We start from the raw sequence: 15,480 nt of genomic DNA, 5'->3' as shown, positions 1-15,480 counted from the left end.
AAAGAGTATTAGCATGCTGCAACTCATTCATTTACAACTTCTTTCTCTTTTTGTAATACAGATAACGGCTTTTTATTCTTCTTTGACATTACCTCTTTATCAGAAATACGTAAAGAAAATAGTAATGCTATGAGTAAAAATATTGCTGATCCAATTAATGCTGCTTGATATGGTAAAAAATCTGATTGTGCATTATTCTGTACGTTATTACTTCCAAAACCAGATAGTATACTAGCTAAAACAGCAACTCCTATTGCAGATCCTAATCGGTTTTGCACATTGAATATAGTAGTTGCTCTCCCCATAGAAGGTGGTGCAATATTGTTAAAAGCAGAAAATTGAACCGCACCGACAGATTGGCCTAAGAAAATACCAATGCCAAACAATAGTGCCCGAATTTGCCATGGATTCGTATCATGATTTACAAAACTTAATAAAATAAAGATAACCGCCGTACTTACTAATCCAATAGAGATTACCTTTCGAGCTCCTAATTTCTTATATGACCATGGTATAATCTGCGAAGAAATCATTAATCCAATCGCCTCTGGGAATGTAGTAAGACCCGATTCCAGCGCGGAAACTCCTATTACATTTTGATACATAAGCGGAAAAATAAATAACATTCCTAGTAAACCAGCTGATGAAAACAACGAAATAAGACTCATTTTTCTAAAGACCGGTTCTTTTAATAAGTGTAAATCTAACATCGGTTGCTTTACTTTAAGTTCTACAATAATAAACAATGTAAGTAATACAATCCCAGCTATCCCAATACTAATTATTTCTGGAGAAACCCAACCTTTTGACGGGCCTTGACTGAGTGCATAGATGAGCATCGCAAAACCTGGTGCTGAAAGAACAAAACCGAGAGAATCAAAACGACCAGCCGATTTTTCAATATGCTCTGCTAAAAATAGAAGTCCAAATAGCAACGCAATGATACCAAACGGCAGATTAATATAAAATGCCCAGCGCCAAGACATTTGATCTACAAAGAAACCGCCAATAATTGGTCCGATCGCTGGTGCTACAGCAATTGGAAGTACAATAAATCGAGAAATTTTTGGTCTTTCCTCTGGTGAAAATGTTCGGAATAACATCGCCATCCCGACTGGTGTTAAAAGTCCGCCACCAGCACCTTGAATGATACGAAAAATATTTAATGAAGTAATATCATTAGCAATTCCACATAGTGCAGATGCAATTGTAAAAACGAAAAGGGCAGTTAAAAATACTTTTTTCGTACCAAAGCGATCTCCTAACCAACCAGAAATCGGAAGGAAAATAGCTAAGCTAACTAAATACCCAACATTTACAGTCCCCATTGCAGATGGGGGCACTTGCAGTTCTTTGCTTATCGTTTGCAGTGCTACATTCACAATCGTTGCATCCATCGCAGCCATAAACATCGCTGTTATATAAACGATGCTTACAACTACTTTTGGATTTATTTTTACTTTCATTATTGTTTTCCTACTAATATTTTTTCGCTAATTTGATTTTTTTCGGCTCTAAATCATTCCAGTTAACTTCAACGTATTCTAAGCAAACTTGTCTGCTAGCTTCTTCATGTACGACATTCCATCCAATTGGTACATCGAGAAAGGCAGGCCAGAGAGAATACTGGCCCTCCTCATTCATTAATACTTTATATGTGTAATTATCATTTTCAAATGGATTCGTCATACTTTACTTACCCCTTTCTTATTCTGCAAATATTTCGCTAGCACTTGTCCAATTTCTGTAAGTGGACCTGGCTGACATAAATCTTTATGTCTACAATCAATGTCATGCTGCACGATTTCCCCGTCTAAATAATTTAGCCACGTATTTGGAGAAATAGGATCAAACCAGTCTGGTATAACAGTAGATCTAAAGAATAAAATATCCCCGTTATAAACTTTTGGCACGTATTTCCCTAACAACCCTACTGAATTTACATATGTTTCTTTCAAGTTTAAAATAGTCTCTTCCTCAAGACTTGCTAATGCACTTCCATCTTTGCGAAGTATTGCAACCGCACTTTCCATAGTAAGTGGTTTACCATCCATGTTATCTGGATCATATCCACCTAAAGCAAGTAATGCGATTAACGCTTCTTCTTCAGTAGGTGCTTCCGTATTCGGTAAGAAGTGACCAGGATACGAATCCAGCATAACGAGTAATTCTACTTCTTCCCCTTCATTTTGAAGTTGCGCCGCCATAGCATGAACAACATTTCCTCCAAGCGACCATCCGAGTAAACGATATGGTCCGTGAGGCTGTATTTCACGAACGTGTTTTAAATAATCCCCCGCCATCTCCTCTAAGCTTTTTGGAAGTTCTTCATTTTCAGCGATACCACGTGCTTGTACACCATAGATTGGATAATCTGTTCCTAAAGATTTCATAAGTCCTGCATAGCACCAACTTAATCCACCTGCTGGATGTACACAAAATAGTGGTAATTGATCTCCGCTTGCTCGTAATGGAAGCAACACATCAAGTGCACTTTGACCATTCCCCATTTCAAGTCTTTCAGCAAGCCCTGCAACAGTAGGTGCTGCAAATAAAGTTCCGATATTTAGTTCAACTCCAAGTGCCTCTTTAATGCGACTCATCAGCTGCACTGCAAGAAGTGAATGACCACCAAGATCAAAGAATCCATCATCAATTCCAATTTGAGACACACTTAAAACTTCTGTAAACAAGTCACATAACATTTCTTCTTGCGGTGTTCTCGGTCCGCGGCTAGAAGATGATGCAATAAATTCTGGAGCTGGCAATGCCTTTCTATCTAATTTACCGTTTGGGGTTAAAGGTAACTCATTTACTACTACAAAAGCGTATGGAACCATATAATCTGGCAAACTACCTCCAGCATACTGACGCATTTCATTCGTATCGATCGTTTCATTATTTGATGCGACGATATAAGAAACTAATCGTTTATCCCCTGGTTGATCTTCCCGTACAATAACAGCTACTTGTTCAACTTTAGGATGTTTCATTATTACCGCTTCTATTTCCCCTAATTCAATTCGGAATCCACGAATTTTAATTTGATGATCTGCACGTCCTATATAATCTAACGTCCCATCTTGACGCCAGCGCGCTAGGTCTCCTGTACGATACATTCTTGTACCTGGCTTACCAAATGGATCTGCGATAAAACGTTCAGCAGTTAATCCTGCTCTTCCTAAATATCCACGAGCGAGCCCTGCACCTGCAACATATATTTCTCCAACTACTCCAGGTGGCATCGGTTGTAAATAGTTATCTAATACGTATACTTTAAGATCCGGTATACTGCACCCGATTAAACTATTTGCTCGTAAAGATACGATACTTTCATCTAATTCAATATAACTAACATGTACCGTCGTCTCCGTTATTCCGTACATATTAATAAGCTTCGGTGCGTTATAAGGATGACGACTATACCAATCTTCTAATCGACTTAGTTCAAGTGCTTCTCCGCCAAAAACAACATATCGTAAAGATAATTTTTGACCAACCTCTTCATTTTCACGATCTGCTTGCATCAATTGATAGAACGCTGATGGAGTTTGGTTTAAAACAGTAACCTTTTCCTTAACAAGAAGCTGTAAAAATTCTTTCGGCGAGCGACTTACAGTATGTGGTACTACAACTAAACGCCCTCCATATAATAAAGGTCCCCAAATTTCCCAAACCGAGAAATCAAAAGCGTATGAATGGAACATCGTCCACACATCGTCTGCGTCAAATTGGAACCAATGATCAGTTGCTCCTAAAAGTCTTACTACATTTTGATGAGGTATCATAACCCCTTTCGGTCTACCTGTTGAGCCTGACGTATAAATAACGTAAGCAATATGTGAAGGAGATAACGGCTTCATGCGCTCCATTTCATCTATATTGTCTTCACTATATTTCTCAATTTCTTCTATTACGTTCACATCATCAACTAAAATCTTTAGTGCCTCATCACATTCAATTTCCACATCTGAATTTGTTAAAACACATGATGGTTTCGCATCGTGTAGCATAAACGAGATACGATCTGACGGATAATCCGGATCTAACGGAAGGTATCCCGCACCAGCTTTAAGAACAGCAAGTAAGCTTACAACCATATTTAAAGATCTCGGCATCGCTAAAGCAACAAGTTGATCAGGACCGATTCCTTTCGCTATTAACAAACGAGCTATTTTATTCGCTTTTCTATTTAACTCTTCATAAGTTAGCTTTTCATCTTCAAAGACGACAGCAATAGAATTTTGATTTACATGAGCCTGCTTTTCAAATAATTGTGGCAATGTCATTTCAGGTACAATTTGAAAACCACCATTCCACTTTTCTAAAACTGTATTTCGCTCTGCTAAAGTTAATATTTCTAATCTACCAATTGATTGATCCGGATGTTTCTCTGCATCATCTAATAATAGAATGAATCGTTCTATTAGTTTTTGAACCGTTTCACGTTTATATAAATCGGTACTAAACTCTAACAATCCGTATAAGCCGTTTGGAGTACCATCAACTCTGTTACTCTCGCTAATTTCAAATGTTAAATCAAATTTTGCAGAACCAACACTTTGAATTTCAAGGCTTGCTTCTAAATCCGGTACATTAAACGTTGCTTCTGGCGTATTTTGGAAAGCTAACATAACTTGAAACAGCGGATGACTATTTCGAGTTCGTACTGGGTTTAACACTTCAACAAGTCGTTCAAATGGAACATCTTGATTTTCATAAGCTGCAAGGTTTACCTGTTTCACTCTATTTAATAATTCTTTAAAACTTGGATCTCCTGATGTATTTGTGCGTAACACTAATGTATTTACAAATAAACCAACTATATCCGTGAGTACATCGTCGTTTCTTCCAGCAATCGGACTACCTAATGGTATATCAGTTCCAGCACCTAATCTTGTAAATAAGGCACTTAGTCCTGCTTGCAACACCATAAACAAACTAACTCCATTTTTACGAGCGAGCTCCACTAACCTACTATGCATACCTTCATCTAAATGAAAATGAATTGTTTCCCCGCGATAACTAGTTTCAATTGGGCGCTGATAATCTGTAGGTAACTCCATTTGATCTGGTAAACCTTTTAACTCTTCTTTCCAAAAATCTAATTGTGTTGAAATAATACTGTCTGGTTTTGTTTCATCACCTAATAGCTGTTGTTGCCATAGTGAATAATCTGCGTATTGAACTGGAAGGGTTTCTAGTTGAACACTATCACCTTGACATCGTGCTTTATAAGCCGCTGTAAAGTCTCTCGTTAACGCTTGTAATGACCATCCATCTCCTACAATATGATGCAAAAGAATTAGTAAAACATGTTCGTTTTCACTCACTTTAAAAAGTTGCAAACGAATTGCTGGTTCGATATCAAGATTAAAGCTATATCTTACAGCTTCAGACAGTGTACTTTCTAATTCATCCTTACATGTATTTGTTATAATCATTTTTAAATTCAATTTATCCATTTCTAGAATTCTTTGATATGAACTGCCAAGTGAATTCGGGAAAATCGTTCTAAGTGTTTCATGTTTCTCAACTACATCATAAAAGGCACCTTGCAGTGCTTCCTCATTCAATTTTCCAGACATACGAATGACTAACGGAATATTATAAGTAGGACTTGGACCTTCTAAACAATTTAAGAACCATAACCTGCGCTGTGCAAATGAAAGTGGAACTTCATTTGGCCTACTTACTTTCTTAATAGCTGGTCTTGCGCTTTTTGCATGATCCAACTGGTTCGCTAATTCAGCAACAGTTGGTGATTCAAATAGCTTTCCGATTCCTAATTCTACACTTAACGTTTCACGAATTCTTGCCATTAAACGAGATGCAAGAAGCGAATGGCCGCCCATTTCAAAGAAATTATCATCTATACTAATTCGCGAAACACCAAGTACTTCTGCAAATAAATCACATAGTATTTCTTCTTTCGGATTTCTAGCAACTCTCTCATTGTTCATTCCATTAAAATCAGGAGCAGGTAATTTCTTTCTATCAACCTTACCATTTGGTGTTAATGGTAATTCTTCTAGCACAACAAATGCTGATGGTACCATATAATTCGCTAAACTTTCTGAAACATAAGAGCGAATTTCTGAAAGATGAATCATTTCCTTCTCTTCGGCAACGATATACGCAATGATTCGTTTATCATTTGGACGATCTTCTCGTACCATTACCACTGCTTGTTGTATATTTTCATGTCGTTGTAATACCGTTTCAATTTCAGCTAATTCAATTCGGAAACCGCGAATTTTAATTTGATGATCTGCGCGACTAATGTACTCTAACACACCATCCTTACGCCATTTCACAAGATCACCTGTGCGGTACATACGTGCTCCAGCTTTTCCATAAGGGTTTGCAACAAACCGTTCAGCCGTTAACGCTGGTTTTCCTAAATATCCGTTCGCAAGTCCTTCTCCTGCAATATATAATTCACCGATAACTCCAGGTGGAACAGGCTGTAACCCTGCATCCAAAACGTACACTTCTGTATTCCAAATTGGTCTTCCAATAGGAGGTATACCATTTTCACTGTCATCAATATTCATGAAAGTAGACCAAATAGTCGTTTCAGTTGGTCCATATAAGTTAGTTATAGAGCAACCTAATTCTTTTAATTTATTTGCTAAATGTGCCGGAAGAGCTTCACCGCCAACGAGTACGTTTAGCCTTTGTAACCTCTCTGGATATTCAGTTATTAACGCCTGCCAGAGCGTCGGTGTAGCTTGCATAATTGTCGCTCTTTCTTCTTGTAACAATGTCGTTAATGCAGAAGGCTCTTGGATTACCTCTTTTTGTGCAATTGTTAAACTTGCACCACTAATAAGAGGTAAATAAATTTCTAGAGCAGAAATATCAAACGCAAACGTTGTAACTGCTAATAAATGATCGTTTTCATTTAATGAAAACATATCTTTCATAGCTAATAAGAAGTTACTTAAACCTTTCATAGTAACAATTACACCTTTTGGATTTCCGGTTGATCCTGAAGTGTAAATTGTATAAGCTTGGTTTAAAAGTGATTCATCATTTTTAAATGGTAGATTCATATGAGAATATGTTTTTAACGCTATTTTCGTTTCTTCGCTATCTAATATGATTTCTTTAATATCATTTTCTATAACTAAAGTAGATGAAACAGATGAATGTGTTATGATACAAACTGGATTTGCATCATTTACTATATAATGAATTCGCTCGGCTGGGTATTCTGGATCTATCGGTAAATACGCTGCACCAGCCTTTAGAACTGCTAGCATACTAACTACCATTTCTATTGATCTTGGAAATACTAAGGCTACAAACTGATTTACTTCTATTCCTTCTTCTAATAAATAGTGTGCTAGTTCATTCGCTCGTTCATTTAGCTCTTTATACGTAAGTTTTATCCCATTACAAGTAACTGCTATTTTATTTGGATTTTTTTGTACTTGTTTTTCAAATAATATAGGTAGATTAATTAGCTCTTCAGCTTTCTTCGTTTCATTCCATTTCAATAAAACTTTATGATTTTCTTCAGGAAGAGTAATGTTTATTTTTCCAATCGGCTCGTCTTTATGATAATTATTTATCACTAATTCTAATAGACTCATAAATCTTTCTTTATGCAATGCTAGTTCCGCGCCGTTATATACTTCCGGATTCGCATCAAAATGAATCATTAACTCATTTTCATCGAAACGTTTATATACATTTATCGATAAATCATCAACAGGTCCTGCTGATAAATTATGTGTAATACCACGATTCCCAGCAAAGTTAAGCCCATAATCAAAAGGCATAACATTCACTAACGGCCCAAACAACCTTTGATTTTCACCTAGTAACTTTAAGTCTCTTCTTAATTCCTCATGACGATATTTATGATGACGACGTACGTCTCGAATTTCTTTAGAAACTTGCTGTATTAATTCTGCAAAAGTTATATTTGGAGTTAACTTTAGACGAAGTGGAACTAAATTCATTACCATGCTTGGTGTATGAATAGATACAGAACCAAGACGCCCCATCATCGGTAAACCTAAAACAATATCATTTGAACCTGTTAATTTATGCATGTAAATACTCGTTACGGCTACAACAAATTCGGGCCAACTCGTTAACGAAATATTAATATCTTCTAGTAAAGTTTTTGTACTAGCATTTGATAGATAAGCAGTTTCTCGTAAAAATCCATTTGATGTTCTCGGCGCTCGTTCTGCTAAACTTATAACTTCCGGTTCATCTGCAAACTTTTCTAGCCAAAAAGTACGATCTTCCTGAAATTGTTTAGATTCACGATACTCATTATCTTCTTGTACAATTTTTGCAAGAGAACCAAATGGCTTTTCATTCTTATTTGTTTCTTCTATAAGTGATGTATACTCATTCGCTACCTTTTGGCTAAGAAGTGAAAATCCATAGCCATCCATCACAATGTGATGGATGCGCTGATACCAAAAGAAACGATTATTTTCAACTTGAATAAGTGCTTCAGTAAATAATTTATCTTCTTTTAAATCTATCGGTACAGATAAATCATTTTTCATCCATACTTTAGCAGCTTCTTCAGGATTTTCTTCTTTACGAACGTCAATAAAATGCATATGAAATGTTGACGATTCCTCAATAACTTGCCATGGGCCAATTTCATCCTCTTCGAAACGAACATGAAGTGCTTCTGCTTCTTTTACCACTTTACGTACAGCTAACTCGAAAATTTCATGATTAATATTTCCGTTTATTTCTATATATTCCCCAGTATTATAAATCGGATTAAGCGGATCTAATTGTTGCGCAAACCACATACCAGACTGCGCAGATGATAACGAATGACGAATCTTTTGACTATTAGGCATTCTTTACTACCCCTTTATTATGTAGTCTATTTGTTACAGCACTTGTGCTGCTTGTGAAGATAGTAAACGGTACCAATCATCAACAGTTGGACGTTCTGCTAAATCTGCAAAAGTGATTTCTTTCCCTTCGCGACGCCATTTCTCTACTAAACTCATAATTCTGACCGAATCAAGTCCTCTATTTAATAAGTCTTCATCAACTTCAATACTCTCTACTGGCTCACGGAGTAGTTGTGCAACTAGTTCATGTACTTTCTGTAAAGTGATTCCTTCACTCTCATCGCTTTTTACACTTTGTAAATCTTTTAATAGTAAGTTTGTTGATGTCGTTACTGCACATCTATTTGATGCATACTGCAATGCTTGTTTATGATGCTCTAGTGAAAAATCAGCAACTGCATCTGCTACAAAAAATGGCTCTATACCATCCATAAATGCTTCACAAGCTGTTAAAAGGCAGCCAATATGCGCATAAATACCGCAAATAATAAGTTGATCTCTTCCCTGCTCATTTAAAATTTCTAATAGATTCGTCTTTTTAAATGCACTATATCTCCATTTGGTTAGGAATATATCATCCTCATCTGGAGTAAGCTCATCGACAATTTTCTTTTTATCTGGTCCAGCAGGAATACCGTCACCCCAAAAGTCTTGTAATAACCCTCGTTGTTCTAACGTTTGTCCACCAGGTTGTGCTGTATAAACAACTGGTATACCAAGTTCCTTGCATCTTTCTCTTATCACCTTAATATTTGAAATTAGTTCTACTTTTGGCGATTCTTTATCGCTATATGCATCAAGAAAATATTCTTGCATGTCATGGATTAGAAGAACCGCACGTTTCGGATCTGGCGTCCAATTCACTTTATTTTTTGGTAGTTCTGATTCAATTGGCATTTTATATACTGAAATAGATGGGATAGCCATCTAATCACTTCCTTCCGATTTTTATTATTGTTTTACTGTAATAAGTTTTTCAGCAATGACTTTACGTAATTCTTTTTTGCTTACTTTTCCAACACCTGTTTGTGGGAATGATTCAATAAATTCAATTCGATCTGGAATCTTATAAGCTGCTATACCACGTTCTCTTAAGAACATTTTTAATTCGTTTGCAGTTAGGACTTGTCCACGAGCGATAACAAAAGCGCAAGTGCGTTCTCCTAAATAATCGTCAGGCATAGATACAATTGCTACATCATGTACTGCATCATGTGCTAATAGATGATTTTCAACTTCTTCCGCAGCAACCTTCTCACCACCACGGTTAATTTGATCTTTATCTCTTCCTTCTACAATGATGTAACCTTGTTCATTTACTTTTACAAGATCACCTGTGCGATAAAAACCATCTTCTGTAAATGATCTTACATTATGCTCTTCCGCTTTATAATAGCCACGAATTGTATATGGCCCTCTTGTTAATAAACTACCTACTTCACCAGGCTTAACATCATTATCATGTTCATCAACAACTCGAACTTCATCAAATGTAGACATCGGTCTACCTTGTGTATGAATAATGATTTCTTCTGGATCATCTAGTCTTGTGTAATTTACTAACCCTTCCGCCATACCGAACACTTGCTGTAACGTACATCCGAATGTAGGGCGTATACGCTTCGCAACTTCGGCACTAAATTTCGCACCGCCTACTTGAATAACTTGCAGGCTTGATAAATCGTTATTACGGGAAGATACCGCATCAAGCCAAATCATTGCTAATGGTGGAACGAGCGCTGTAATCGTAACTTTTTCTTTTTCTATAAGAGCAAATGCCTCATCTGGACTACCTCCAGTTGCCAATACTACTTTTCCACCGGCATAGAAAGTTCCAAATGTCCCTGGAGAACTCATCGGGTAATTGTGTGCTACTGGAAGAACTGCCATATAGACACTTTCTGCATTTAAATTACAAATGTCAGCGCTAACACGTAAACTATAAATATAGTCATCATGTGTTCTAGGAATTAATTTAGAAAGTCCTGTCGTCCCTCCTGATAATTGGAGAAACGCAACATCACTTGGCTGAACTTCTGGTAACGGAATCGGATCCATATAAAGATCAGTTATGTTCACGAATTCTTCTTCTTCCCCCACTACGATTACATGTTGTAAAGCGGGAACTTTCTCTTTCACTTCTCTTGCTAGTTTTCGATAATCAAAGCCGAGAGCCTTATCTGAAATAACGTAAGCACTCGCTTCACCAAACTCGCAAAAATAACTAATTTCACTACTGCGATGAGAAGGTAGTGCAAAAACAGGGAGTGCTCCAATGCGAAATAGCGCAAAGCATATTTCGAAAAACTCTATAATATTAGGTAACTGGATTACAACTCGGTCTTCTTTCTTTATTCCTAAATTCAGTAAACCTGAAGCTAAGCGATCTACCTTTTTATCAAGTTCACTATACGTTATATGCGTATTACTACTTACAACCGCAATTTGATCCCCATATTTTTCAGCACGTTCTTTTAACATCGAACCAAATGTTTCTCCAAGCCAACACCCTTCTTCTCGATAGCGATTGGCAAATTCTTTTGGCCATTCCGTATAACCTATTAACATTCTTTCTTCCCCCTATTTTTCATTCAGCGCATTATCTCTTAACCCTAAAGCCTTCAACATTGTTTGGAACTTAGCTGATGTTTCTGCTAACTCATCTTCTGGCTTTGATTCAGCAACAACTCCAGCACCTGCATATAAGCGAAGTGTATTCTCTTGCACTTCAGCACAACGAATTGTAACAATCCATTCGCCATCTCCATTTAAATCGCTCCACCCTAACATTCCTGTAAAGAATTCACGGTCAAATGGCTCAATTTTTTGAATAGCCTCTCTCGCTTCTTCCATTGGAGTTCCACAAACTGCTGGCGTAGGATGAAGAGCAATTGCTAATTCTAAAGAAGACGTATTTGGGTCCTTTAGTTCACCTTTCACTTCCGTAGACAAATGCCACATTGCTTCACTATGAATAACTGAGGGTTTTTCTGGAACATGTAATATATGACAGTAAGGGCGAAGCGCAGCGGCAACCGCTTCAACTACTACCGCATGTTCATGTAAATCTTTTGGAGAAGAAAGTAATTCTTCTGCCCTTCTTTTATCTTCTACTGGATCCTCACTTCGTGGTCTTGAGCCAGCCAACGGATTAGAAATTACTTGCATACCATGACGTGAAACAAGTAATTCAGGACTTGCTCCAATTAACGTCTTACTGTACTCGTTTTCATCTTTCGGCAAATTAACAGCAAATGTGTAGCCGTGCTTATTATGTTCCGCTAATTCACGAAGTAGTTTTTGTTGATCAATTTTCTCGGAAGACTTAACATCCAACGATCTAGATAGAACGATTTTTCTTAAATCTCCGTCCTGAATTTTTGCTATTCCTTGCTTCACACCATCCATATAAACTTCAGGAGCTGGAACCGGTGTCATTTCAAATGTCAGTTTCTCATTTCGTTTTATCTCATTTGTTGTCTCTAACTGTAAACGCTCAGTAATTCTACTATGTTCTGGTACGATAAGTTGAACTTCTTTTCTACGATCAAAAGGCAAAGCACCAACAACGATAGGATTCGGATTTCCGGCTTGTTTTGCATTACTTAATACCGCTTGTACAAGTTCTGGAAAACTTTCAATTTCATGATGTTTTACTGTAGTAAACTCTCCTTCTGTCAATATCGTTCGAGTTGGTGAAGCGAAAAAGAACGAAGATTCAGTTTTATAATCTTCTAATAATTTTTCTGACAGTTCCTTTACGGCTATAAGTTCATTCATAGTATTAAAACCTCCTGAATTTTTTATTAAACTCCTAATGTAGCTCCGCCATCGACACATAAATTGTGCATTGTAATATGACTCGCTTTATCAGAAGCTAAAAACAATACAGCTTCAGCAATTTCTGAAGGTTGTGCAATTTTTTGTAACGGAATACCGAGTCTATATGTATTTTGAGAACCAGCAATTATATTTTCAGCTCCATTCTCATCAGCCCATAGTAATCTTTGCATTTCAGTTTCAGTAGAACCAGGAGAAACTAAGTTGCAGCGAATATTGTATGCTGCAAGCTCTAATCCTAAACACTTCATAAACATTGTCGTTGCGGCTTTTGATGCAGCGTACGCAGCCATTTCCATTCTCGGAGTATTTGCCGCATTTGAACCAACTGTAACAATTGCCCCTGACCTTCTTTGCATCATATGTTTACTTACTGCTCGAGACATATAGAAAACTCCTGTAGAATTTACAGAGAAGGTTTTATTCCAATCTTCATCACTTAAAGAGTGAATCGGTCCCATACGTAATACCCCTGCAACATTTATTAATATATCTATTGTTGCTATATCATTTTCAATACCGTTTACCATATCTTCAACAGCAGTACTATCACTCACATCTAAATGAAATGTTTTCATACGTGTTTCATTTAATTCATTTTCATTTAAGAGTACGTTTAACCCCTCTTCATTTTGATCAACCGCAATAACTGTAGCTCCTCTTTCTAAAAACATTTTGGCAACAACACTGCCTATACCTTGAGCTGCACCTGTTACTAAAACCGTTTTTCCATCAAATTCCCCTAAGTTCATTTCCTCTATCCTTTCATTTGAAAATTAATCTAATTAAACAAATAGCGATAATGATAACGATTATCACTATCAATGTAAAAAATAATACACTTACTAAACTAATTGGTCAAATGTACTTTTCATCAAAATATTATTCATTGATAATGTTTTTCATTTAATATTCTTACACCGAAATGATAATCTTTCTCAATAAACTTGTCAACCTATTTTTATTTTTCAGATAAAATTTTTTAGTACTTCTCAATACAATTACATCTAAAAGCATTAATAAGTACTTACATTAAAAAATTTAATTCGTACTCCTCTTTTTAAAATTGAAGAAGATAAACTGTAGATACCTTCATTTACAAAGCCTTACCAAAAACTCAAGTATATATTTTCTCAACATTTTTCTGAAAATATCGAGAAAGTATATCTTGCAATTACCGATGCATGTCGTGTTTATAATTTAAGATTTAATAAGTATTTCGAATATAATATATCAATTTACGATATTCCAATATAATCCAAACGGATACTTTACTCATTTTTTGCCTCTAGAAAATTCCACATGTTGTAATTCATAAAAAAGCACCCTATTAAATAGGGTGCTTTTTAGTAAACATAGTGTTAAAGAAGATTTATATACTTACGCTACACTGCGATACTCTTCTTCTTTTTCTTTTTTCTGCTTAGGCACTTGGATTAAAAGTGCGATAATAAATGATACGACACATAATACGCCGATCACCATGAAAGTTGGTTTGAATCCACCTAGAACTGCACCGATAAAGGAACCAGCGAGCGCTCCAAATCCAAATCCTTGATACACAATTCCGTAGTTCTTACTATGGTTTTTCATACCGTAGAAATCACCAACGATAGCTGGGAAAATAGTGATATTTCCACCAAAGCAAAACGCTACACTTGCTACACATACGAAGTAGATACCATAATTTAAATCTACGAAACTTAAAACCAAGACTGAAGCTGCCATAACAACAAATGTACCAGTAACGATTTTTAAACGGCCGATTTTATCTGATAACGGTCCTAAAATAATACGACCTAATGTATTGAAGATTGCAACCATAGCCACCGCATTAGCTGCTGTCGCTGCGCTAAGCCCTACAAGTTGAACACCAATGTCTTTTACCATACCAATTAAGTATAAGCCACTCATACATGATGTAAATAACATAATAAATAATAAGTATACTTGTTTTGTGCCTAACATTTCTTTCGTTGTATATTCCTGAGTTTTTGTTTCATGAACTGCTCCTTGATCTGCAGCTTGATGGATTAAACAAGCGCCAAGGACAATCATAGCTGTAACAATTAAACCCCAGTATATAAACGCTTGTGATACACCAACTGATTCAATTAACTGTGCGTTAATATATTTAAAAATTAAGCTACCCGAACCATATGCAGAGACAGAAATACCAGCAATTAAACCTTTACGCTTTGGAAACCACTTTATTAAATTGGATAATGAAGTGATATATGCTGTACCATCTGCATAACCTACAACAACCCCTGCTAGTACATAAAGCAATATTAATGAGGAAGCTTGTGAACTAAGTATTAATCCACTTCCTAATGCTAGTCCAGCTATCATAATAAGTTTACGAAGTCCCCATTTTTCTTGCAATTTACTCGCAAACAAAGTTGAAAACGCTAAAGACAGGCTAGTAATTGAGAAAGTTATAGCAACAGCGTTAAGACTCCAACCGTATTTACTCACTAAGGGCTGATTGAATAAACTCCATGTATATATCGTACCAAGCCCCATTTGTACTATGACTGTTCCAAGGACAACAAGCCATGGATTAACCGATGATTTTTTCATACCATCTCTCCTCCTCTTTCTATTTCAATGCTATTCGCTAAATATGCTTTTTTTATTTTTATTTTCGCCACCTCATTCGACTTAACAACTTCATTGTATAGGATGTTTTCGCTTATGTAAGCACTTACAAGATGGAGCGTCAAAAATATGGAATCAGTTACAGAAAACGAAGGGTGAAATACAAAAAACTACTTGTTAAATACGTAGTAGT

7 protein-coding genes and 1 pseudogene are annotated in these 15,480 nt (G+C 36.4%); all 8 read right to left on the bottom strand.

The genetic code is table 11. The features are described 5' to 3' along the window. Positions 1–23 precede the first annotated feature (23 nt). The 8 genes and pseudogenes from JFT95_RS09565 to JFT95_RS09530 all read right to left on the bottom strand — a co-directional run bounded on the left by JFT95_RS09565 (position 24) and on the right by JFT95_RS09530 (position 15,269). Positions 24–1,466, bottom strand: coding sequence for an MDR family MFS transporter (locus tag JFT95_RS09565; protein ID WP_002185912.1), 1,443 nt, complete (start codon positions 1,464–1,466; stop codon positions 24–26). Continuing rightward, a pseudogene (locus tag JFT95_RS09560) lies at positions 1,466–1,689 on the bottom strand (MbtH family protein). Before JFT95_RS09560 ends, JFT95_RS09565 begins: the two are co-directional and overlap by 1 nt. After that, positions 1,686–8,846: an amino acid adenylation domain-containing protein gene (locus tag JFT95_RS09555; protein WP_201052063.1), complete on the bottom strand. Its 7,161-nt coding sequence runs from the start codon at positions 8,844–8,846 to the stop codon at positions 1,686–1,688. The pseudogene JFT95_RS09560 and the gene JFT95_RS09555 overlap by 4 nt, the downstream one beginning before the upstream one ends. A gap of 33 nt (positions 8,847–8,879) precedes the next feature. Next, complete coding sequence (locus tag JFT95_RS09550) at positions 8,880–9,773, bottom strand: isochorismatase family protein (RefSeq protein ID WP_002012770.1); 894 nt, start codon at positions 9,771–9,773, stop codon at positions 8,880–8,882. 24 nt (positions 9,774–9,797) lie between these two features. Further along, entirely contained in the window at positions 9,798–11,414 is a 1,617-nt protein-coding gene (locus JFT95_RS09545; RefSeq protein WP_002168442.1) for a (2,3-dihydroxybenzoyl)adenylate synthase, read from the bottom strand. A 12-nt stretch (positions 11,415–11,426) separates the two neighbouring features. Beyond that, complete coding sequence (gene dhbC, locus JFT95_RS09540) at positions 11,427–12,626, bottom strand: isochorismate synthase DhbC (protein ID WP_002127289.1); 1,200 nt, start codon at positions 12,624–12,626, stop codon at positions 11,427–11,429. A 26-nt stretch (positions 12,627–12,652) separates the two neighbouring features. Continuing rightward, a complete protein-coding gene (dhbA, locus tag JFT95_RS09535; protein ID WP_002127287.1) occupies positions 12,653–13,438 on the bottom strand; it encodes a 2,3-dihydro-2,3-dihydroxybenzoate dehydrogenase in 786 nt (261 codons plus the stop codon). A 628-nt stretch (positions 13,439–14,066) separates the two neighbouring features. Continuing rightward, complete coding sequence (locus JFT95_RS09530; RefSeq protein ID WP_002127286.1) at positions 14,067–15,269, bottom strand: L-lactate MFS transporter; 1,203 nt, start codon at positions 15,267–15,269, stop codon at positions 14,067–14,069. Positions 15,270–15,480: the final 211 nt, after the last annotated feature.

The sequence above is a fragment of the Bacillus sp. TH17 genome (genome assembly GCF_016651125.1).
GTDB lineage: Bacteria > Bacillota > Bacilli > Bacillales > Bacillaceae_G > Bacillus_A > Bacillus_A mycoides.
Note: the sequence above shows the minus strand (reverse complement) of the source record. Positions and strands in the feature narration are given on the sequence as shown.